Genomic DNA, 21,277 nt, shown 5'->3' with positions numbered 1-21,277 from the left:
ACTTTCCCAGGGCCGCAGCAATGCCTAGCGTTCTTCCCCTGGGCGACCCCGCGCCGTCGGACGGCCTCCTGCCTGGCCAGGCAGCGGAAGGCGCGGCGGGTCGCGGCTTCGGGCTGTACATCCATATTCCGTTTTGCGCCGTGCGCTGCGGCTACTGCGACTTCAACACCTACACGGCCACCGAGCTGGGCGGCGGGGCATCGCAGGACGCCTACGCCGGCACCGCCGCTACCGAGGTGGAGTTCGCGGGCCGGGTGCTGTCCGCGTCCGGCGTGCCGGAACGTCCGCTCAGCACCGTGTTCTTCGGTGGCGGCACGCCCACGCTCCTGCCTGCCGCGGACCTTGCCCTGGTCCTGCGCGCCGCCGTTGACCGGTGGGGAATCGAGGACGGCGCCGAGGTCACCACTGAGGCCAACCCGGATTCCGTCACGCCGGAATCGCTTGCCGTCCTGAAGGAGGCGGGGTTCACCCGGGTTTCCTTCGGCATGCAGTCCGCGGTCCCGCACGTGCTCAAGGTCCTGGACCGGACGCATTCGCCGGCACGGGTGCCGCAGGTGGTCCGGTGGGCCCGCGAGGCCGGCCTGGACGTGAGCCTGGACCTGATCTACGGGACACCGGGGGAGTCGCTGGATGACTGGCGCTTCTCGCTCGAAACGGCGCTGTCCTACGGCCCGGACCACATCAGCGCCTACGCGCTGATCGTTGAGGACGGAACCAAGCTTGCGGGGCAGATCCGCAGGGGCCAGGTACCGGAAATTGACGACGACGATCACGCCACCAAGTATGAACTCGCCGACCAGCTCATCACCGAAGCAGGGCTCGGCTGGTACGAGGTCAGCAACTGGGCCCGGACGCCGCGCCACGCCTGCCGACACAACCTCGCCTATTGGCGCGGGGATGACTGGTGGGGCATCGGTCCGGGCGCGCATTCCCACGTGGGCGGCGTGCGCTGGTGGAACGTCAAGCACCCCACCGCCTATGCCGGCCGGCTGGGCCAGGGGCTCTCACCGGCAGCCGGCAGGGAAACCCTGGACCTGGAGACCCGTGCCGTGGAGCACGTGATGCTGGAGACCCGACTCTCCACGGGGCTGGACGTTGCCTCGCTGAAACCGGCGGGCCGCCACGAAGTGGCCGGACTCATAGCCGACGGCCTGGTGGAACCGGCCGCCGCCTTCCGCGGCCGCCTGGTCCTGACCCTCAAAGGCCGGCTCCTGGCTGACGCCGTGGTCCGCCGCCTGCTGCCGGACTAGTTGCGTGAACTGAACGCGGGGTCACTCCGGTCCCCATAACGTGCCGATATGAGGCGAAAAGTGACCCCGCGTTGCAGTGGGCTTACTTGATCCAGCGCAGGTTGTACTGGTAACGGTGCGGCTGGCCCTTGTTCACGTGGATACCGGCGGAGACCGAGAAGCACGTGAGGGCGATCCAGATGAGGGTCGCGATCACGGCGAAGATGTTGCCCACCACCGGGACGAACACCAGGATATTGGCGATGACGGCCGCGATGGTGGGTGGCAGGCTGAAGTTCAGTGCTTCCTTGGACTCCTGCGCGGTAAACGGCCCGCGGTCCCGGAAGATCAGGTAGATCAGGAGAGACGGCACACAGCCAAGGATGCCGCCAAAGTGCGCCAGCGTGGCCCACTGCCGGTCCTCGCTGGCCGTCAGCGGCAGCGCATTCGCCGGAACGCCGTGGTATTCGGAGCGGCCCGGGCCGTCCTGGCGGTTCCTGTGATCACGTGCGTTTTCTGCCACGGTCTGATTCCTTCTGGAGTGCTATTGGTGCCGGCGGGTACATGGTGCCCTGTGCTGCCGGTCCGCCGGGAATTGGCGAACCTGCACTAATAAGAATACTGTCTGCCAGGCATGGCTCCGCCTTTTAGGGGACGGTGAGGAAATCGATCACTTCTTCCACGCGTCCCAGCAGCGACGCCTCCAGGTCTGCGTAGGTCCGGACGGCGCCCAGCAGTTTCTGCCAGCCCAGGCCGATGTCCTCCTTCGTTTCATGCGGCCAGCCGAAGGCGGCCAGTATGCCGGTCTTCCAGTCCTGCCCGCGGGGCACCACCGGCCACTGTTCGATGCCCAGCACGGACGGGCGGATTGCCTGCCACACGTCCACGTACGGGTGACCGACAATAAGGACGTTGCCGGCCGCGCCCGGTGAGGACATCACGGCCTCCGCAATGCGGGATTCCTTGGAGTCGGGAACGAGGTGGTCCACCAGGACACCAAGCCGCCGTCCGGGGCCGGGGCGGAATTCCGCCACCGCCGCGGCGAGGTCGTCAATGCCGTGGAGGGGTTCGACGACGATGCCCTCCACCCGGAGGTCGTCTCCCCATACCTTCTCCACCAGTTCGGCGTCGTGCTTGCCTTCCACCCAGATGCGGCTCGCCTTGGCCACCTGTGCGCGCTGGCCGGGGACCCGCACGGAACCAGACGCGGTACGGCCAGGTCCGCCTGCCTGTCCTGCGGCGGTGCGTGGGGCCGGCGGCAGCAGCCGGATCGGCCGGCCCTCGAGGAGGAAGCCGAAGCCCAGTTTGAAGGAGCGGGACTTTCCGCGCCGGTCCTCCAGCGCGACCACATGCATGCCGCCGGACTTCTCTACCCGGGTGACCGCACCCACCCATCCCGACTGGACGTCCTCAAGGACCATGCCGCGCTCCACCGGCACCTCGGGCAGCGCGGTCCTGGCAGGAGCCGACATATCCCGGGGGCCCCAGTTCTGGTAATCCATGGATTCATTCCGCCTAGTGATAGATCAGTTGCCCCGTTCCCCCGGAGCGGTACCAATGCTAACAACGGGGCGAGTCATAATAGACTGTTAGCACTAAGGCATGTCGAGTGCTAACAGTCATGGTGGCGCTGACCGGGCCGGCGAGGCCGCCCCGGACCCTGGATGGAGGTGGAGTGTGAGCGAACCGCGCAAGCTGGAAGTGCTGCGGGCCATCGTTGAGGACTATGTCCACTCCCGCGAGCCGGTCGGTTCCAAGGCCCTCGTGGAGCGGCACCATCTCGGCGTCTCCAGTGCGACCATCCGCAATGACATGGCGGCGCTGGAGGATGAGGGGCTCATTACCGCGCCCCATACCAGTGCGGGCCGGATTCCCACGGACAAGGGCTACCGCCTGTTCGTGGACCAGATCTCGGCTGTGAAGCCCCTTTCCCAGGCGGAGCGCCGCGCCATCCAGTCGCTGCTGGAGGGCGCGGACGATCTCGACGACGTCCTGGACCGGACCGTGCGCCTGCTGTCGCAGCTCACCAACCAGGTTGCCGTGGTGCAGTATCCACACCTCAGCCGGGCGCTGGTCCGCCACATCGAATTCGTCCTGCTTGCCCCGCGCAAGGTGTTGGTGGTGCTGATCGCCAACAGCGGCAAGGTGGACCAGCGGGTGGTCGACGTCGGGCAGGACCTGGGAGACGACGCACTTGCCGCGCTGCGGACCCGGTTCCTGGGATCGCTGGGCGGTACGGCGCTCAGCCAGTTGGCCCAGTCCCTGCCGGCGGTGGTTTCCGCGGTGGGCCCCGGCCAGCGGCAGGCGGCCCAGGCTCTGGCGCATGGCCTGGAAGGACTGGCGCACACCAGCCGGGAAGACCGCATGGTCATGGCCGGCACCGCCAACCTGGCCCGTTCCAACGTGGACTTTCCACTCAGCATCGGGCCGGTCCTGGAAGCACTGGAGGAGCAAGTGGTCATGCTGCGGCTCCTGGGCGAAATGGCGCAGGACCACCGCGGCGTGGCCGTGAGCATCGGACGGGAAAACCCGTACGACGGCCTGGCGGAAGCTTCCGTGGTGGCTACGGGCTACGGTCCGGACAGTGCAGCGAAAATCGGAGTACTCGGACCCACGCGGATGGACTACCCCACCACCATGGCCGCCGTGCGCGCCGTGGCACGGTACCTGTCCCGGATCCTGGGACCCTGACGTTACAACAAGGAAGAGAAACCAACTTTGAGCAGCCACTATGACGTCCTTGGAGTCTCGCCGGAGGCTACGGGGGAAGAGATCAAGAAGGCCTACCGCAAGCTGGCCCGCACGCTCCACCCCGACGTCAACCCCGGCCAGGATGCCTCGGACCGCTTTAAGGCAGTGACCCACGCCTACGAGGTCCTCTCGGATCCGCAGAAGCGCCGCGTCTACGACACCACGGGCAACGAGAACGGCACGGACAACGGGTTCGGCGGCGGTGGATATGCCGGCCAGGGCTTCGCCTTCCAGGACATCTTCGACACATTCTTCGGAGCCGGAGGCACCACCGGCCCGGCGTCGCGTGTCCGCCGCGGGCAGGACGCCCTGATCAGCGTGCGCATTGAACTGCGCGACGCCGTCTTTGGCGTCAACAAGAAGCTTGAGGTCGATACCGCCGTCACCTGCCCCACATGCGAGGGCTCCTGCTGCCAGCCGGGATCGCACCCTGAGCGCTGTGACATCTGCGGCGGCAGCGGCCAGGTCCAGCGGGCAGTCCGTTCCATTCTTGGACAGGTCATGACCGCCGCACCCTGCGGTACGTGTGAGGGCTTCGGCACCGTCATCAAGGATCCGTGCAACGAGTGCAGCGGCCAGGGCCGCATCCGCAGCCGCCGGTCACTCACCATCAAGGTTCCTGCCGGCGTTGCCACCGGAACCCGGATCCAGCTCTCGGGACAGGGGGAGGCCGGTCCCGCGGGCGGGCCGTCAGGCGACCTCTACGTGGAAATCCGGGTCAACAACGATCCCACGTACGTCCGTGACGGCGATGACCTGCACGCCACCTTGAACATCCCCATGACGGCGGCAGCGCTGGGCACGGATGTCAGCCTGGAAACCTTCGACGGCGTCCAGGAAATCGACGTCAAGCCCGGCACCCAGTCGGGCGAAATCATCACCCTCCGCGGACTGGGCGTGACCCACCTGCGCGGATACGGCCGGGGGGACCTGAAGGTCCACCTCCAGGTGGAAACCCCCGCCCGGCTGGACGCTGCGCAGGAAGACCTCCTGCGGCAGTTGGCCAAGCTCCGCGGCGAACAGATCACCGAGGGCAAGCTCGCCGCCAGCGGCGGCATGTTCGCAAAGCTTCGGGACCGGCTGGGTAACCTGTAGCGGTGAGCAACCCCGTCTTTTTCACCTCTGCCGGCGGCCTCGACGGGACCGGTCCTGGTGACACGTTTGTCCTGGAAGGACCCGAAGCCCGGCATGCGGTCGCGGTCAAACGCCTCGCGCAGGGTGAACCCGTGGACATCGTCGACGGTGCCGGCCGGCGCCTGACCGGAACGGTGGCGTCGGCCGGCCCGTCCGGCCTGGAAGTCGAGTGCCTCTCCCTTACTGACGAGGCCCGGCCGGACGTCCGGCTGGTGCTGGTCCAGGCCCTCGCCAAGGGCGACCGCGACGAACTGGCCATCGAGACGGCGACGGAACTCGGAATCGATGCGGTGGTCCCATGGCAGTCGGAACGTTCCATCGTGCGCTGGAAGGGTGACCGGGCCGCAAAAGCGCACGCCAAGTGGCAGTCCGTCGTTGCAGCTGCGGCAAAGCAGGCGCGGCGCGCCTGGGTGCCGGAGGTGCGTCCCGCCGTCGACACCTCCGCCCTTGCCGCGGCCGTCGAAGCCGCGGACCTGGCAGTGATCCTCCATGAGGACGCCGTCCGCCCGCTGCGGAGCGTTCTTGAATCATGGCAGGGACGCGATGGGGCGGGCGTTCGGGAGGTGCTGCTGATCGTGGGGCCGGAAGGCGGCATCAGCCCGCGCGAGGTGACGCGGCTCTGCGATAAGGGGGCGGTGACCGCGTTGCTCGGCAGCCACGTCCTGCGCTCCTCCACGGCCGGGCCGGCCGCCGTCGTCCTCGCCAGCGATGTGCTGGGACGCTGGGGCACTACCGGACGCTGAACGTCCTGGTGTCCGCATTCAGGTCCGGGCCGTCGCCGGTTCCCGCCTGGGCAACCTTCAGCTCGTAGTCCCCGGCGGGAAGCTTGGGGGCCAGCGTGAAGATGCCCGACTGTCCGGCCTCTGCGGCGGCGGTGGTTTCGCCCGTGAGGTACGGCATCTTCACGGCGCCCTCCGTGCCTTTCAGGATCTGCCAGCGCAGCCTGCTTCCGGCCTTGGTGCTGCGCCCGGTGATCTTGACGCTGCCGGCACCCATCTCCACGCCCTCCTGCGGGTCGATAATCCACACCGGGGCCACCATGCCCGGGGCGCGGGACATCAGGTCGCCCAGCCGGATGTGTTTGAAGGCAGGGTAGTCAGTATGGCCGTCCACCAGGATCCGTACCCTGATCTGCTGGCCGGAGTCGATCAGGCCTGAACTCGCAGCGGCGGCCGTTGCCGTGTACACGAGCTGCTGGACGGCACGGGCAGCCATGTCCGCGTCCAGGTTGCTGTTGAATGCGTCCTCGGAGACGTCCACGTTGATGACATCCTTGCCCGAGATGGACGTGGCAAGGCTGCTGGGATTCTGCCATGGCGTGAAGAAATCAGGATCCAGCGGTTGCTCGGACATCATGGCCCGCAGTGCCCGGGTGACCGGATTTTCCTGCTCCGGCACATCGCGGAACTCGCGGTAAAGAAAGACGTTCTGGCCGCTGCGGCCAATCCAATACACCGGGGCCTTGTTGGAGGACTGCGTCGTTTCAAGCGGGGCGCTGGTGGCAGGGACCCCGGGGGTTCCTCCCCCGGCAGTGGTGCCCGGCCCAAGCGGTCCGGAAGGCGCCGGGACAGGTTCGACGACGCAGCCGGTCAGCAGCAGGGGCACAGCCAGGAAACCCGCCACGACCGCGGCACGCACACGGCGGCCCGTCCGTGCACCCCTAGGGGGAGCGGTGGTTTCCGGCACGATAATGGCCCTGTCCTTTCTGGGTGGTGGGCCGGTCCCCGGACGGCTCCTTCCAACGGAAGCTGGATTTCAAGCATGGCACAGCAAGGGGCTCTGGAAACCCGGATCAGGCCCTCCCGCGCGAACTGCAACGGGAACGATATCCGGCTGATATGAACTTGAGACATAACCGCCCGGCGCCGGCGGCCGGCTCTCCTCCGGGCGCGCTTCCCGGAGCGGACAGGCGCCGCCGCAGGGGCCTCCTGGCGTAAGATGTAAGGACCCGTTGGGAAAAACGACGCCGGCACCGGCCTTGCGCTTCCCGGCGGCAAACGTTTCTCAGACTTGAAGGGGATCACGGGCCCGCGGGCCAGCACTATGACTGAATCAGCGAACGGAAAGCGCCGGCTCACCGGAGAGGGCGCCGCAGCAGAGTTCCCCCATTCCCTTCCGGGAGTCCGGACGGAGGTGGTCCTCTTCGATAACTCCGACCAGATGGTTCAGTCCCTGGGCAGCCATGATGAAGCGCTGCGCTTTATCGAAGAGCAGTTCCCCAACGTCAGTTTCCACGTCCGCGGCAACGAGCTGACCATCAGCGGGCCGCCCGCCGAGGTGCCGCGGATCATGCGCCTCCTCGACGAGGTCCGTGGGCTCGTGTCGAAAGGGACCGTCATCACCCCGGCAGTGCTCCAGCAGCTTGCCGTCCTCCTGCGCAGCCAGTCCCTGCAGAATCCCGTAGACGTCCTTACCCACGACATCCTCTCCAGCCGGGGCCGCACCATCCGGCCCAAAACGCTGAACCAGAAAAACTACGTTGACGCCATCGACGACAACACGGTGATCTTCGGCATCGGCCCTGCGGGTACCGGAAAGACCTACCTCGCGATGGCCAAGGCCGTCCAGGCGCTCCAGCAAAAGGAAGTCAGCCGGATCATTCTCACCCGTCCTGCGGTTGAAGCGGGCGAGCGGCTGGGTTTCCTGCCAGGCACACTCAGCGACAAGATCGACCCCTACCTGCGCCCGCTTTACGATGCGCTGCACGACATGATGGACCCCGAGTCCATTCCCCGCCTGATGGCTGCCGGGACCATCGAGGTGGCACCGCTGGCGTACATGCGCGGCCGCACCCTCAACGACGCGTTCATCATCCTGGACGAGGCCCAGAATACGACTCCGGAGCAGATGAAGATGTTCCTGACCAGGCTTGGTTTCGGTTCCAAGATGGTGGTGACCGGCGACGTAACCCAGGTGGACCTGCCGTTCGGCACGCGCTCCGGGCTCCGCATCGTGGAGGAGATCCTGCGCGGCATCGAGGGCGTCAACTTCTCTGTCCTGGACGCAGCGGATGTAGTGCGGCACCGGCTGGTAGGCGACATCGTCAACGCCTACAGCATCTGGGACGACGCGCAGCGCAGCCGCGTGAAACATTCGGCCGTACGGGAAAAGCGGGGGGAACACGCGTGAGCATCGAGGTCAACAACGAATCCGGCGTCCAGGTGGACGAAGCCGCGCTTGTGGCACTGGCGAGGTACATCTTCGGACAGCTCTTTATCCATCCGCAGGCTGAACTTTCCATCATGCTGGTCGATGAGCCGGCAATGGAAAAGCTGCACATCGAGCTGATGGACGAGCCCGGGGCCACGGACGTGCTGTCCGTTCCCATGGACGAGCTGACTCCGGGGACGCCGGACCGCCCCACGCCGCAGGGCATGCTGGGCGACATTGCCATCTGCCCCCAGGTCGCCGAAATCCAGGCCCGGAACGCCGGGCATGGCCTCGAGGACGAGATGCTGCTCCTTACTACCCACGGAATCCTGCACCTGCTGGGCTATGACCACGCAGAACCCGAGGAGAAAGCCGAGATGTTTGGGCTCCAGCGGGAACTCCTTTCCGGGTTCACCGGCAAAGAAGCGCCTGCCGAGACCACCCAGTGACCGAATCGCTCCTGGTCGTCATGTCCCTGGTGTTCCTGGGCACGGCGGCTGTACTGACGGCGGCCGAGGCCGCATTCAACTTCCTTCCCCGGCACGAGGCAGAAGACGCCCTGGACCGGAACCCCGCGGGCGCCATGCGCAAAATCCTGGCCCATCCCGTAGCCCACATCCGGGCCCTGCGGTTCTGGCGCATCTGGTTCGAGATGGCCTCGGCGGTGGCAGTCGCGGTGCTGCTCTACAGCCTGCTCGATAACGTCTGGCTGGCCGGCCTCGCTGCCACCGGCATCATGGCAATTCTCGGTTTCGTCATTGTCGGCGTATCGCCCCGCCAGTTCGGCCGGCTGCACTCAACCGCCGTGGTCCGGTTCACTGCGCCCATGATCCGCTTCCTGACCTGGGTCCTTGGACCGATCCCCGGCTGGCTTGTGGCACTCGGCAGCTCAGCAGCCCCTGGCGCGCCTGTCGGTGACGAGGCGTTCTTCAGCGAACAGGAGTTCCGCGAGCTGGTGGAGCGGGCCAGCGAATCGGACATGATCGAGGACACCGAAGCGGAAATGATCCAGTCAGTCTTCGACTTCGGGGACACGTTGGTGCGCGCCGTGATGGTCCCGCGGACGGACATCCTGAGCATAGACGCCGGTTCCACCCTCCGGCAGGCCATGTCACTCTTCCTGCGCTCCGGCTACTCCCGGGTGCCGGTGATCCGCGAGGACGCGGACCACATCCTCGGAATCGTCTATCTCAAGGACGTCGCCGCCGTCCTGCACGGGCTGGCCCCGGGCGAGGAGCCGCCGCCGGTGGAAACACTGGCCCGGGAAGTGCGCTACGTGCCCGAGTCCAAGCCGGTCAGCGACCTGCTCCGCGAGCTCCAGAAGGAATCCACGCATGTGGCGATCGTGATCGACGAATACGGGGGCACGGCCGGGCTGGTCACACTCGAAGACCTTATTGAGGAAATTGTCGGCGAAATCGTCGACGAATACGACACCGAAAGCGCCGAGGCCGTCGAACTGGGGGACGGTTCCTACCGGGTCAGCGCGCGGATGAGCATCGACGATCTCGGCGAACTTTTTGACATTGAGCTCGACGACGACGAGGTGGACACCGTGGGCGGGCTCCTCGCCAAAGCGCTGGGCCGCGTCCCCATCGTGGGCAGCGCCGTGCACGTGCACGGGTTGGCTTTACGAGCCGACCGCCTCGAAGGCCGCCGCAACCGTGTCAGCCACATCATTGCGGCACGGGTGACAAAAGAAGACACTGACCTTGAAGACCTCCTCGACGAGGCGGAAGCAACCCAGCAGGGAGTTCCACGTGAGCAAGAAAAATAAGGCAGCCGGCGAGGAAGAATTCGGTGGTTTCAGGGCAGGGTTTTCGGTGCTGGTGGGCCGGCCCAATGCCGGTAAGTCCACTCTCACCAATGCGCTGGTGGGCAAGAAGGTGGCCATCACCTCCGCGAAACCGCAAACGACCCGGCACACCATCCGTGGAATCGTGCACCGCGGGGATGCGCAGCTGATCCTGGTGGACACCCCGGGTCTGCACCGGCCCCGCACTCTCCTGGGCAAGCGCCTGAACGACCTTGTGGCGGACACGTTGGCCGAGGTCGATGCGATCGGTTTCTGCCTTCCGGCCAATGAGAAAATCGGCCCCGGCGACAAGTTCATCGCAGCCCAATTGGCCGCGGTGGGACGGAAGCCGGTCATCGCGATAGTGACCAAGGCGGACCTGGTGGACCGCCAGGCACTGACGGAGCAGCTGCTCGCGGTTGCTGCGCTGGGCCGGGAGGTTCTCGGGGCGGAAGGCTGGAAGGACATCGTGCCCGTTTCCGCCAGCGACGGCTTCCAGGTGGACACCGTGGCTGACGTACTGATCAGCCACATGCCGCCGTCGCCTCCGCTGTATCCGGACGGTGAGCTCACGGACGAACCCGAAGCCGTTATGGTGGCCGAGCTCATCCGCGAGGCCGCCCTCGAGGGCGTCCGCGACGAACTGCCGCACTCACTGGCTGTCGTCGTGGAGGAGATCGTTCCGCGGGAGGACCGGCCAGAGGACAACCCGTTGCTGGACGTACGCGTGAACCTTTACGTCGAGCGGCCCTCGCAGAAGGCCATCATCATCGGCAAGGGTGGAAGCAGGCTGCGCGAAGTGGGCACGAACGCCCGCAAGGGGATTGAAGCGCTGCTCGGAACCAGGATCTACCTGGACCTCCATGTGAAGGTGGCCAAGGACTGGCAGCGTGACCCGAAGCAGTTGGTTAAACTCGGGTTCTGACCGGCCAACGCCCGGGCCTAGCCCGGGCAGTCCGGCGCGCTGCCCGGCAAGTTCCCAGACTGGACCACTAAAATGGACCGGATTTTGATTTTTTTAGAGGAAGGTTCAGGACGTGGGTCGAGGCCGTGACATGCGCGGGAACGGAGCGGATGCCTCCGGAGGGCCGGCGCCGGTATCCCGCCACGCCGGCACCGGTCCTGCCGGAGCCGCGCGCCATATGGGCCCTCCGCACGGCATGCCCCTTTGGCTAAAGATCGTCACAGGAATCCTCGCGGTGGCCCTGGCAGGAGCCCTCGCCTTTGCCGGTTTCTGGTTCCTGCGGCTGCAGAACAACATCTCCAAGGCGCCCCTGAATGCCGGCGGCGGCGGAAGCGAAGTCCCCGACGACGCCAAAGGGCGGCTGCAGATCCTGATTCTGGGCTCGGACACGCGGGACGGCAAGAACTCAAAATACGGTGCCGCGGAGGATTCGACCGGCTACGGCAACTCGGACGTCATGATGCTGATGGACATTTCCGAGGACAACAAGCGTGTCAGCGTGATCAGCTTCCCCCGCGACCTGCTGGTGGACATTCCTGAGTGCCGGGACCCCGGCTCGGGCCGGACGTTCCCGGCCCGGTCCGGCGTCATGATCAATGAGGCCATGGCGGAGGCCGGCATCGGCTGCGCCGTCGATACGGTCAACGAAATCACCGGCCTTGAGGTGGACCACTTCATGATGGCCGATTTCAACGCCGTCAAAGAGCTTTCCAACGCGGTGGGCGGCGTGGAGGTGTGCATCAGCGACGCTGTCTACGATCCCGATTCGCGGTTGCGCCTCCCCGCCGGAACCTCTTCCGTCCAAGGCGAGATGGCACTGGCGTTCCTCCGCACCCGCCACGCTTTTGCCGACGGCGGCGACCTGGGCCGGATCAAGGCCCAGCAGGGCTTCCTTTCCTCCCTCACCCGCAAAATCAAGGACGAAGGCACCCTGTCCGATCCGCCCCGAATGCTCAAGATCGCGGACGTGGTCACGCAGAACCTGACCGTAGATGAGGGCCTGGCCTCCGTGCCCACCCTGCTGACCATCGGCACCAGGCTCAAGGACATCGACGTCAGCAAGGTCGCCTTCGTCGCGGTGCCCACCAGGCCCGCCGAAAGCGACCCCAACCGGCTGGAGATCGCAGAACCGGCAGGGTCACAGCTCTTCGCCGCCATGCGCAAGGACGTGGACCTTACCGACCCTTCGGCCCCGGCCACGCCGTCGCCCGGCGCCACGCCCAAGCCAACCGCCCCCAAGCCCACCACTCCGCCTGCGTCGCCGTATGACAAGAGCCTGCAGCCCGTGGCGGTAGCCAACGGAACCGGAGAGCCCGGCCGCGCGCAGGAGATCGTCGAAGCCGTGATCGCGGCAGGGTTTACCCAGGCCAGCCAGTACGAGGCTCCTGCGGTGGAACAGTCTGTGGTGTACTACGGCCCCGACTTCGCGGACGTGGCACCGGACGTGGCTAAGATTTTCGGAATTCCGGCGGCGCAGATCCTCCCCGCGGACGGCGTGTACGGCGTCCAGGTCTACCTGGGAACCGATTTCCCTTCAGGGGTGAAGTATGGCGGGGTCGCGCTGCCGAAGGACATTGTCAACCAGACCGCCAAGGACAGCACCTGCCAGCAGGCCAATCCTGCCCTGATCGTGCAGGAGTAGCGCAGGCCGGCAGGTGCGGAACGGCTACCAGATACTGACGCGTTCCTCCGGAGCCATCCACATGGCGTCCTGGTCGGTGACGGCAAAGGCGTCATGGAAAGCGTCCAGGTTCCGGGCGATTGCGTTGGTGCGGAATTCGTTGGGGGAGTGCGGGTCCGTGGCCAGCCGCCGGATTGCTTCCTCCTGCCTGATCACCTGGCGCCAGCCGGCGGCCCATGAGGCAAAGAACCTCTGCCGGCCGGTCAAGCCGTCCAGGACTTCCGGCTCCTTGCCGTCCAGGCTGATCAGGTAGGCCTTATACGCAATGGCCAGGCCGGCCAGGTCCCCGATGTTCTCGCCCAGGGTGAGCCGCCCGTTGACGTTGTGGCCGGGTGCCGCATACGGCGAGAGTGCATCGTACTGGGCAATGAGCCTGGCGGTCAGGGATTCGAACGCCTTGCGGTCCTCCTCGGTCCACCAGTTCCGCAGCGCGCCGCCGCCGTCGAACTGGGATCCCTGGTCGTCGAAGCCGTGCCCGATTTCGTGGCCAATAACGGCGCCGATGCCCCCGTAGTTGACGGCATCGTCAGCGTCTGCCGTGAAGAACGGCGGCTGCAGGATAGCGGCGGGGAACACGATCTCGTTCATCATCGGGTGGTAGTAGGCGTTGACCGTCTGCGGCGTCATCAGCCACTTGTCCCGGTCCACCGGCTTGCCCACCTCGTCGAGATGGCGTTCGACGTCGGCATTGTGGGCACGCTCCACGTTGCCAAGGAGGTCCTGCGGGTCGATCTCCACGGCTGAGTAGTCGATCCACTTTTCCGGGTAGCCGATCTTTGCGCGGAAGGCTTCCAGCTTGCGCAGCGCTTCGGCGATGGTTGTCCCGCCCATCCAGCTCACCGAGGTGATGCTCCGGCGGTACGCCTCGATGAGGTTGTCCACCAGTGCCTGCATGCGGGCTTTATGGGCTTCCGGGAAGTGCCGCTGCACATATATCTGCCCTACGGCTTCACCGAGGGCAGCCTCCACGACGGCGACGCCCCGCTTCCAGCGGGCCTTGTTCTGCGGCGTGCCGCTCAGGGCCGTGCCGTAGAAGTCGAAGTTGGCGTCCACGAACGCGGAAGGCAAATAGGGGGCGGCAGCACTGATGACCCGCATGGCCAGCCACTCCTGCCAGGTGGAGAGCGGCACCTCGTCCAGAAGTCCTGCCGCGCCCTCGAAGAATCCCGGGGTGCTGACGACCAGTTCGGCGCGCTTGTCCGCGTCGATGCCGGCCGCCTCGCACCACGCGGTGAGGTGGGGGAAGAGCGCGGCGGCCTCGCCGGCGGTCTTCAGGTTGTACGTCTTCCGGGGGTCGCGGAGCGTGACGTTGTCCCAGTGGTGTGCAGCAAGCCGGGTTTCGAGCTCCACCACCCGCGCGGCGGCCGCTGCAGGGTCCGGCAGTCCAGCCAGGGCGAACATGCGTTCCACGTGGCCGGTGTATTCGGCCACCAGCGGTGCGAACTTGTCTTCGCGGTAATACGACTCGTCCGGAAGACCCAGGCCGCCCTGGCCGATGTAGAGCAGGATCCGGTCAGGGTTCCCGGCATCCGGAGCCGGGTAGATGTAGAAGAGTCCGCCCACGTCGGCCCGGAACAGGCGGCCCGTGAGGGAGACCAGGTCGGCCGCCGACGCCGTGGCGTGGACATCCGCCAGCCGCTGCCTTATGGGCTCCATGCCTTTGGCCTCCACTCCGGCCTCATCCATGAAGCTGTTGTAAAGGTCGCCGATCTTCCGCTCGATGCCGTTCGCTGCGGCCCCCTTGCCGGCGGCCTCTTCGATGATGGCCCGCACTGCCAGCTCGGAACCGTCGCGCAGGGCAGTGAACGTACCTTCCAGCGGCCGGTCCTCAGGGATCTGCGTGGCTTTCAGCCATGCCCCGTTAACGTGCCGGTACAGGTCATCCTGCGGCCTGACGGTGTGGTCGAAGGTGGACAGGTCGATGCCGGAATTGGGCACTGAAACTCCTTTTGCCGCGGGCCCGGTTCCGGTGTCGAACGGCCAGGCGTCTGCATGGTGGACTTTACGGACGGTAGCGCCCTTTCATCTTACGCACCCGTGTTACCCTCAAATGGTGCGTGCAGAACTGCTCCTTCTTAGCTGCCGCGGCGAGGTCTCAGACGCGATCTAGCGCAAGGCCCACCCTCGCTGCGGAGTTTGTGTTGCCCGGCCACCTTTCAACGAAGAACCCCAGAAAAGGCCCCGATAGTAATGCGAAACGCACAGAAGCCCTCAGGAATGCCTGCCCACCGCTACACCCCGTTCCAGGACGTTATCAAGGTGGAGCTGCCTGACCGCACCTGGCCGGACAAGGTCATCACCAAGGCTCCGCGCTGGTGCGCGGTCGACCTGCGGGACGGCAACCAGGCGCTGATCGACCCCATGAGCCCCGCCCGCAAGATGAAGATGTTCGACCTGCTGGTGCGCATGGGCTACAAGGAGATCGAGGTCGGGTTCCCGTCGGCGTCACAGACGGACTTCGATTTTGTCCGCCAGCTCATCGAGGGCAACCACATTCCGGATGACGTCACCATCCAGGTCCTCACCCAGGCCCGCGAGCACCTGATCGAACGGACCTACGAATCCCTGGTCGGCGCCAAGCAGGCCATCGTCCACCTGTACAACTCCACCTCGGTGCTTCAGCGCCGGGTGGTTTTCAACCAGGATGAAGACGGTATCCTCGACATCGCCCTGCAGGGTGCGCGGCTGTGCAAGAAGTACGAGGAAACCCTCGTGGACACGCACGTCACCTACGAATACTCCCCGGAGTCCTTTACCGGCACCGAACTGGAGTACGCAGCCCGGGTGTGCAACGCCGTTGCCGATGTGTTCGAAGCTTCTGCGGACCGCCAGGTGATCATCAACCTGCCCGCGACTGTGGAGATGGCCACGCCCAACGTCTACGCCGATTCGATCGAGTGGATGAGCCGGCACCTGCACCCCCGTGAGGGCATCATCCTCTCGCTGCACCCGCATAATGACCGGGGAACCGGCGTGGCTGCTGCCGAGCTGGGCTACATGGCCGGGGCGGACCGCATCGAAGGCTGCCTCTTCGGCAACGGTGAACGCACGGGCAACGTGGACCTGGTCACGCTGGGCCTGAACATGTTCGTGCAGGGCATTGACCCGATGATCGATTTCTCCAACATCGACGACGTCCGCCGGACCGTCGAATACTGCAACCAGCTGCCGGTTCCCGAGCGTTCCCCGTACGGCGGCGATCTTGTGTTCACGGCCTTCTCCGGCTCGCATCAGGACGCCATCAAAAAGGGCCTGGAAGCGCTCGAGCGTGATGCCGCCACAGCCGGCCAGGAGATTGCGGACTTCAAGTGGGAGGTGCCTTACCTGCCCGTGGATCCCAAAGACCTGGGCCGCAGCTACGAGGCCGTGATTCGGGTGAACTCCCAGTCCGGCAAGGGCGGGGTTGCCTACCTGCTTAAGAACGAGCACAGCCTGGACCTTCCCCGCCGCGCGCAGATCGAGTTCTCCGGCGTGATCCAGCGCCGCACGGACACCGTTGGCGGGGAAGTCAGCGGCGCTCAGCTGTGGCAGATCTTCCAGGACGAATACCTGCCCTCGGGCGAGGAAGTCGGCCAGTGGGGCCGTTACTCCCTGGGTGCGGTGAAGACGGAAACGGACGACGACGGCGGCATGACGCTGCATGCAGCGCTCACCGTTGACGGAGTACAGGTGAGCCGCACAGGCACCGGGAACGGCCCCATCGCCGCACTGCTGAGCATCCTGCGCGAAGACGGCGTGGACGTGCGGGTGCTGGACTACAGCGAGCACGCCCTCTCCGAGGGCGGCAACGCCATGGCCGCCGCGTACGTGGAATGCGCGGTGGGGGAGCGGGTCCTGTGGGGTGTCGGCATCGATGCCAACACCAGCATGTCCTCCCTGAAGGCCGTCATCTCGGCCGTCAACCGGGCCATCCGGGACGCGCAGGCCTGACCCTTCGTCCAAAGTGCCGCCGGAGGTTCCGGCGGCACTTTGTCGTTTTTCGAACTGCGCGGTGCGGCAGCGGAGCATTGCCGCCGCCGGGGATGGGAAGATAAAGCGTGGCCCAACAGTCTTTCGCTTCCCGCGCGTACCGGGACGACGCCGTCGTGCTCCGTACCCACAAACTCGGCGAAGCGGACCGTATCATCACCCTGCTCACCAAGCACCACGGCCAGGTCAGGGCGGTGGCGAAGGGCGTGCGCCGCACCAGCAGCCGCTTCGGCGCCCGCCTGGAACCCTTCATGGTGGCCGACCTGCAGCTCGTTTCGGGGCGGACCCTCGACATCGTCACGCAGGCCGTGGCCAAGGGCGCCTATGGCGGCAGCATCGCCGCGGACTACGGCAGGTACACCGTTGCGGCGGCAATGACGGAGACCGCGGAGAAGCTGACAGACGTGGACGGTGAAGCCGGCACCGCCCAGTACAACCTGCTGGTGGGCGCCCTCGCGGCGCTTAGCCGGGATGACCATGCAGCCGGGCTGATCCTGGACTCCTACCTGCTGCGTGCCCTGGCAACCGGTGGATGGGCGCCCAGCTTCACGGACTGCGCCCGATGCGGCCGCACCGGCCCCCACTCGGCCTTCGCGGCTCCCCTCGGCGGCATGGTGTGCGGGGACTGCCGGCCACCGGGTTCACCCGCGCCGGCAGCGGAGACCGTGGTGCTGCTGGCCGCACTGCTGACGGGGGACTGGGCCACCGCCGATGCTTCCCTGCCCGTCCACCGCAAGGAAGCCGCGGGCCTGGTGGCGGCCTACCTCCAGTGGCACCTGGAACGAGTACTGAAATCCCTCAAGCATGTGGAGCGTAGCTGACTGTGGCCCTCGGAAAAAAGAAGAACCCCGCCCGGCGCACCCGCCCGGTCACTGCACCGTACCCGCACCCCTCAGGAGCGGTGGCACCATCCATCCCGCAGGAGTTCATCCCCCGGCACGTGGCCATCGTGATGGACGGCAACGGTCGGTGGGCCAACCAACGGGGCCTTCCGCGCATCGAAGGACACAAGGCCGGGGAACCGGCGCTCTTGGATGTCATGGCCGGTGCCATTGAACTGGGCATCGAGTACGTGAGCGTGTATGCATTTTCCACGGAAAACTGGCGCCGCTCCCCGGAGGAAGTCCGCTTCCTGATGGGATTTAACAAGGACGTGCTACGCCGCCAGAGGAACCAGCTGGACGAATGGGGCGTCCGGGTCCGCTGGGCCGGCCGCAGGCCGCGGCTCTGGGGATCGGTGATCCGGGAACTGGAGGAGGCGGAAGACTTCACGGCCGGGAACAGCACCTGCACGTTGACCATGTGCGTCAATTACGGCGGCCGGGCGGAGATTACTGACGCGGTCTCCGCCATTGCCGGGGATGTCGCTGCCGGCAGGCTCAAGCCCGGCGCCATCACCGAGCGCACCATCCAGAAGTACCTGGACGAACCGGACCTGCCGGACGTGGACCTGTTCCTGCGCAGTTCCGGCGAGCAGCGCCTTTCCAATTTCCTGCTCTGGCAGTCGGCCTACGCCGAGTTCGTGTTCATGGACACTCTTTGGCCGGACGTGGACCGCAGAACGTTGTGGGCTGCCGTGGAAGAGTACGCACGGCGTGACCGGCGTTATGGCGGTGCCGTGGATGCAGCTCCTCCGGCGCGCCCTTCAGCTCCATAGGCGGTTAGCCAGCGGCCAAGCCGGGCATACGCGTCGCGCCGGACTTCCGGAGGTGAGAGGAAAACGTCATGGAGCCCGCCCTCGATCCTTTCCACTGTCACCGTCCGGCCCAGCGTCAGGGCCCGGGCTGCGATGATGCCCACGTCAAGGACTGCATCAGCCCGCCGCATCTCGTCTGACCATGAGAGTCCCGTGGCGCTGGCCCGGGAGAGCAGCACCAGAACCGGAATGTCCAGGCCGAGCCCCCGGGCCACCCGCGCGTGGCCTGCCAGCACGGCGTTCAGCCAGCCCGCGCGGACGGGAAAGGCCATGGGCGGCCGGTACCGGTCGTCCAGGTCCCATTCGCCTTCCGCTGCGCTGCTGATGGTCCGCCAGTAGTAGCCACGCTCCGGCAGGCGGAGCACCGCTTCAGGGCGGAAGCGTGCGACGGGGCCAACCACCCCCGCCGCTGCCCGACGGACCAGTGCGCTGCCGTGCATTTCCAGCCAAGGGCTGTTGAGTACCAGTGCGGCGAGGCCTTCGGGGTGCCGGCTGGCCCAGAGGGCAGCGACCAAGCCGCCCGTGGAGTGTCCCATTAACGTCAAGGGCGCGCCGGCCTCGTTGCGGATCAGGCTGATGGCCACGGCCAGTTCGGCGTCATAGTCGGCGAGGTCTGCCACGAAGCCGCCCGGCAGCCCGGGGCGGATGCTGCGCCCGTGGTTATGCATGTCCAGGGCGTAGAACGCGTAACCGCGGTTTGTCCAGAAGCGGGCAAGGTCGGTGTTGAAGAAGTAATCGCTCCATCCGTGCAGGAACAGTACGGCACCCCCTGGCGCCCTGCCCGCAGGGGATTTCCTTGGCGGTTGATCCGCGGTCCCCGGCCCCGGGCGGAGCCGCACCAGGGTGGCGGTGCGTTCCACGCCGTCCACCCCGGAGGCAACGAACGCCAATGACTGGAACCCGCCGCCCAGGATGTCCTGCTGCCACTGCATGGGCCCATGTTAACCGCCCGGCCAGGAACTGCCACCCGGCTAACCGATCTGCGGGGCACGGCAGGGCGCGGTTTGGTCTGGGCCTCGGAAGACGGAAAACTAGAGGCATGCGCGTTTACCCCACTTTCTTCAGGCTGGCCTTTTCATGGATGGACGCCGAGCGCGCCCACACCCTCGGATTCAAGGGGATCCGGCTGGCGCACCGGACGGGCGCCGGGAAGGTCCTGCAGAAGCTGACAGCCCCGGCCGCATCGCTCCGGACCCCGGCGTTCGGCCTGACATTTCCCTCTCCTTTCGGGCTCGCCGCGGGGTTTGACAAGGAGGGCCACGGTATCGAGGCGCTGACCGAGCTCGGCTTTGGCCATGTGGAGGTGGGTACCATCACCGGACAGGCCCAGCCGGGCAATGAAAAGCCCCGGCTTTTCCGGCTGGTCCAGGACCGCGCGGTCATAAACCGCATGGGGTTCAATAACGACGGCGCCGCGGCAGTTGCGCCCCGCCTGAAGGCTGCGCGGGCTGCCCTCCAGCGCAGGCACCCGGCGGTCCGGCCCATCATCGGCGTGAACATTGGCAAGACCAAGGCCGTTGAGCTCGGGGATGCCGTGGCGGACTACCTTGTCAGTGCCAGGAGCCTCGCCCCGGCGGCCGACTACCTGGTGGTCAATGTCAGTTCTCCCAACACCCCCGGCCTTCGGCTGCTGCAGGACGTCGAAACGCTGCGTCCGCTCCTCCTGGCGGTGGGGGAGGAGGCGGACCGGGCGGCCGGGCGGCACGTTCCCCTTCTCGTCAAAATCGCGCCGGACCTCAGCGACGAGGATATCGACGACGTTGCCCGGCTTGCGCTGGAGCTGAAGCTTGACGGCATCATCGCCACGAACACCACCATCGGGCGGAGCGGCCTGGCCACACCTGCCGACCAAGTGGAGCGCTGCGGCGCCGGCGGGCTCTCCGGCGCACCGCTTAAGCAGCGGTCCCTTGAAGTCCTGCGGCGGCTCAAGGACGCCGTCGGTGACCAGCTCACCCTCGTTGCAGTGGGAGGCGTGGAGACGGCCCGGGACGTGCAGGACCGGCTGGATGCGGGTGCCACCCTGGTGCAGGGGTATACGGCCTTCCTCTATGAGGGTCCGTTCTGGGCGGCCCGCATTAACAAGGGGCTGGCGCGGAACCGCCGCCAGGCAGGCCAGCCGCCCGAAGCAGTTCCATTTTCTTAAAGAACGAACCCCGGCGGACTGCTCCGCCGGGGTTCTGTGCTGCCGTCCTAAACGGCGATGCGATGATGATGCCGTCAGGCCGGGTACTGCCCGCGCTTGACCTGCGGCTTGGGAAGCCGAAGCTTACGGAACTGGAGTGAACGCATGGAGCCGTACCAGACGGTGCCGCGTTCCACCTCGCCGAACTTGGCGGTGAGCGCCTTGCGGAGCTTGCGTGACAGGATGAACACGTCCACGAAGACGGCCAGGAACATCAGCCAGAAGCCGCCCAGCACGTAGACCATCAGGTCGCTGGAAGCAGGAACCACCAGGGAAACCAGCACGAAGACCAGTGCGCCGAACATCAAGTACTCGCCCAGGCTGAACCGTGCGTCCACGAAGTCACGGGCAAAGCGCTTCTGCGGGCCCTTGTCGCGCAGGGGCAGGAACCTCTCGTCCCCGGTGTCCAGGGCCTGCCGCATTTTCAGGCGCTGCTCCTGCACTGCCTGGCGTTCGGCTGCCTTGGATGCCTTGCGGTCCTCCGGCACCAACGGCCGCTTGCGGGCCGCTTCCTGGGCCTTGCGGGTAGGGGTGGGGGCGCCCTTGCCGGACACTCCGCCCTGGCGCGCCGCGGCTTCTGCCGCCTGCTGGTCTACTGTTTCCTGCGCCGAGGGCGCTTCCTTTTTACGTCCGAACACCCGTACAGAATACCTTGCGCGGGGGCTGCCGGTTCCTTCCCGGCCGGGGCGTGGAAAGCGGCGGATGTGACGGCGGTAATGTTTTCTG

Annotated in this window: 19 protein-coding genes; 13 read left to right on the top strand and 6 right to left on the bottom strand. The window is 66.4% G+C overall.

Translation table 11 applies throughout. The features are described 5' to 3' along the window. Nucleotides 1-20 precede the first annotated feature (20 nt). A complete protein-coding gene (hemW, locus tag ACIQCN_RS05060; RefSeq protein ID WP_400609706.1) occupies nt 21-1,250 on the top strand; it encodes a radical SAM family heme chaperone HemW in 1,230 nt (409 codons plus the stop codon). A gap of 82 nt (nt 1,251-1,332) precedes the next feature. Here the strand turns inward: hemW and ACIQCN_RS05055 are convergent, their stop codons facing one another. After that, entirely contained in the window at nt 1,333-1,752 is a 420-nt protein-coding gene (locus tag ACIQCN_RS05055) for a DUF4870 domain-containing protein (RefSeq protein WP_377216159.1), read from the bottom strand. Nucleotides 1,753-1,876: 124 nt separating this feature from the next. Beyond that, on the bottom strand, nt 1,877-2,731 hold the full coding sequence (locus ACIQCN_RS05050) for a DUF3097 domain-containing protein (RefSeq protein WP_400603684.1): 855 nt from the start codon (nt 2,729-2,731) through the stop codon (nt 1,877-1,879). A 175-nt stretch (nt 2,732-2,906) separates the two neighbouring features. Between ACIQCN_RS05050 and hrcA the strand changes: the two genes are divergently transcribed. Genes hrcA through ACIQCN_RS05035 form a run of 3 tightly spaced genes read left to right on the top strand, consistent with a single transcriptional unit; the run spans nt 2,907 to nt 5,857 of the window. Further along, nucleotides 2,907-3,920, top strand: a complete 1,014-nt coding sequence (hrcA, locus tag ACIQCN_RS05045) for a heat-inducible transcriptional repressor HrcA (RefSeq protein ID WP_400603686.1) — start codon at nt 2,907-2,909, stop codon at nt 3,918-3,920. Between the two features lie 27 nt (nt 3,921-3,947). Next, a complete protein-coding gene (dnaJ, locus tag ACIQCN_RS05040) occupies nt 3,948-5,075 on the top strand; it encodes a molecular chaperone DnaJ (RefSeq protein WP_400603688.1) in 1,128 nt (375 codons plus the stop codon). A 2-nt stretch (nt 5,076-5,077) separates the two neighbouring features. Next, on the top strand, nt 5,078-5,857 hold the full coding sequence (locus ACIQCN_RS05035; protein ID WP_400603689.1) for a 16S rRNA (uracil(1498)-N(3))-methyltransferase: 780 nt from the start codon (nt 5,078-5,080) through the stop codon (nt 5,855-5,857). Here the strand turns inward: ACIQCN_RS05035 and ACIQCN_RS05030 are convergent. Continuing rightward, nucleotides 5,844-6,752 (bottom strand): GerMN domain-containing protein, encoded by a 909-nt coding sequence (locus tag ACIQCN_RS05030; protein WP_400609704.1) that lies wholly within the window; start codon nt 6,750-6,752, stop codon nt 5,844-5,846. The two genes, ACIQCN_RS05035 and ACIQCN_RS05030, sit on opposite strands and share 14 nt — an antisense overlap. Before the next feature lie 405 nt (nt 6,753-7,157). Between ACIQCN_RS05030 and ACIQCN_RS05025 the strand changes: the two genes are divergently transcribed. From ACIQCN_RS05025 to ACIQCN_RS05005, 5 genes are all read left to right on the top strand, one after another. Beyond that, nucleotides 7,158-8,243, top strand: coding sequence for a PhoH family protein (locus ACIQCN_RS05025; RefSeq protein WP_400603693.1), 1,086 nt, complete (start codon nt 7,158-7,160; stop codon nt 8,241-8,243). Beyond that, a complete protein-coding gene (gene ybeY / locus ACIQCN_RS05020) occupies nt 8,240-8,713 on the top strand; it encodes an rRNA maturation RNase YbeY (RefSeq protein WP_400603698.1) in 474 nt (157 codons plus the stop codon). The genes ACIQCN_RS05025 and ybeY overlap by 4 nt, the downstream gene beginning before the upstream one ends. Further along, complete coding sequence (locus ACIQCN_RS05015; RefSeq protein WP_400603701.1) at nt 8,710-10,041, top strand: hemolysin family protein; 1,332 nt, start codon at nt 8,710-8,712, stop codon at nt 10,039-10,041. Before ybeY ends, ACIQCN_RS05015 begins: the two co-directional genes overlap by 4 nt. Next, nucleotides 10,025-10,984, top strand: a complete 960-nt coding sequence (gene era, locus ACIQCN_RS05010) for a GTPase Era (protein WP_400609702.1) — start codon at nt 10,025-10,027, stop codon at nt 10,982-10,984. Before ACIQCN_RS05015 ends, era begins: the two co-directional genes overlap by 17 nt. Before the next feature lie 235 nt (nt 10,985-11,219). Next, on the top strand, nt 11,220-12,665 hold the full coding sequence (locus ACIQCN_RS05005; RefSeq protein ID WP_400609700.1) for an LCP family protein: 1,446 nt from the start codon (nt 11,220-11,222) through the stop codon (nt 12,663-12,665). Nucleotides 12,666-12,689: 24 nt separating this feature from the next. Here the strand turns inward: ACIQCN_RS05005 and ACIQCN_RS05000 are convergent, their stop codons facing one another. Beyond that, complete coding sequence (locus ACIQCN_RS05000; protein WP_400609699.1) at nt 12,690-14,642, bottom strand: M13 family metallopeptidase; 1,953 nt, start codon at nt 14,640-14,642, stop codon at nt 12,690-12,692. Between the two features lie 252 nt (nt 14,643-14,894). Here ACIQCN_RS05000 and leuA point away from each other — a divergent pair, with 252 nt between their 5' ends. The 3 genes from leuA (at nt 14,895) to ACIQCN_RS04985 (ending at nt 18,330) form a co-directional block, all read left to right on the top strand. Next, nucleotides 14,895-16,634 carry a 2-isopropylmalate synthase gene (leuA, locus tag ACIQCN_RS04995; protein WP_400609697.1) on the top strand — a complete coding sequence of 580 codons (1,740 nt, stop codon included), beginning with the start codon at nt 14,895-14,897 and terminating at the stop codon, nt 16,632-16,634. A gap of 107 nt (nt 16,635-16,741) precedes the next feature. Next, complete coding sequence (gene recO / locus ACIQCN_RS04990) at nt 16,742-17,494, top strand: DNA repair protein RecO (RefSeq protein ID WP_400603709.1); 753 nt, start codon at nt 16,742-16,744, stop codon at nt 17,492-17,494. Between the two features lie 2 nt (nt 17,495-17,496). Next, a complete protein-coding gene (locus tag ACIQCN_RS04985; protein WP_400609695.1) occupies nt 17,497-18,330 on the top strand; it encodes an isoprenyl transferase in 834 nt (277 codons plus the stop codon). Here the strand turns inward: ACIQCN_RS04985 and ACIQCN_RS04980 are convergent. Continuing rightward, nucleotides 18,279-19,301: an alpha/beta hydrolase gene (locus ACIQCN_RS04980; RefSeq protein WP_400609694.1), complete on the bottom strand. Its 1,023-nt coding sequence runs from the start codon at nt 19,299-19,301 to the stop codon at nt 18,279-18,281. The genes ACIQCN_RS04985 and ACIQCN_RS04980 overlap by 52 nt on opposite strands. Nucleotides 19,302-19,408: 107 nt before the next feature. Between ACIQCN_RS04980 and ACIQCN_RS04975 the strand changes: the two genes are divergently transcribed. Further along, entirely contained in the window at nt 19,409-20,512 is a 1,104-nt protein-coding gene (locus ACIQCN_RS04975) for a quinone-dependent dihydroorotate dehydrogenase (RefSeq protein ID WP_400603715.1), read from the top strand. Between the two features lie 74 nt (nt 20,513-20,586). Here the strand turns inward: ACIQCN_RS04975 and ACIQCN_RS04970 are convergent, their stop codons facing one another. Beyond that, entirely contained in the window at nt 20,587-21,189 is a 603-nt protein-coding gene (locus tag ACIQCN_RS04970; RefSeq protein WP_400603717.1) for a DUF3043 domain-containing protein, read from the bottom strand. Between the last annotated feature and the right edge of the window lie 88 nt (nt 21,190-21,277).

Origin of the sequence: Pseudarthrobacter sp. NPDC092424, from assembly GCF_044754925.1 — a bacterium.
Classification (GTDB): Bacteria; Actinomycetota; Actinomycetes; order Actinomycetales; family Micrococcaceae; genus Arthrobacter.
Note: the sequence above shows the minus strand (reverse complement) of the source record. Positions and strands in the feature narration are given on the sequence as shown.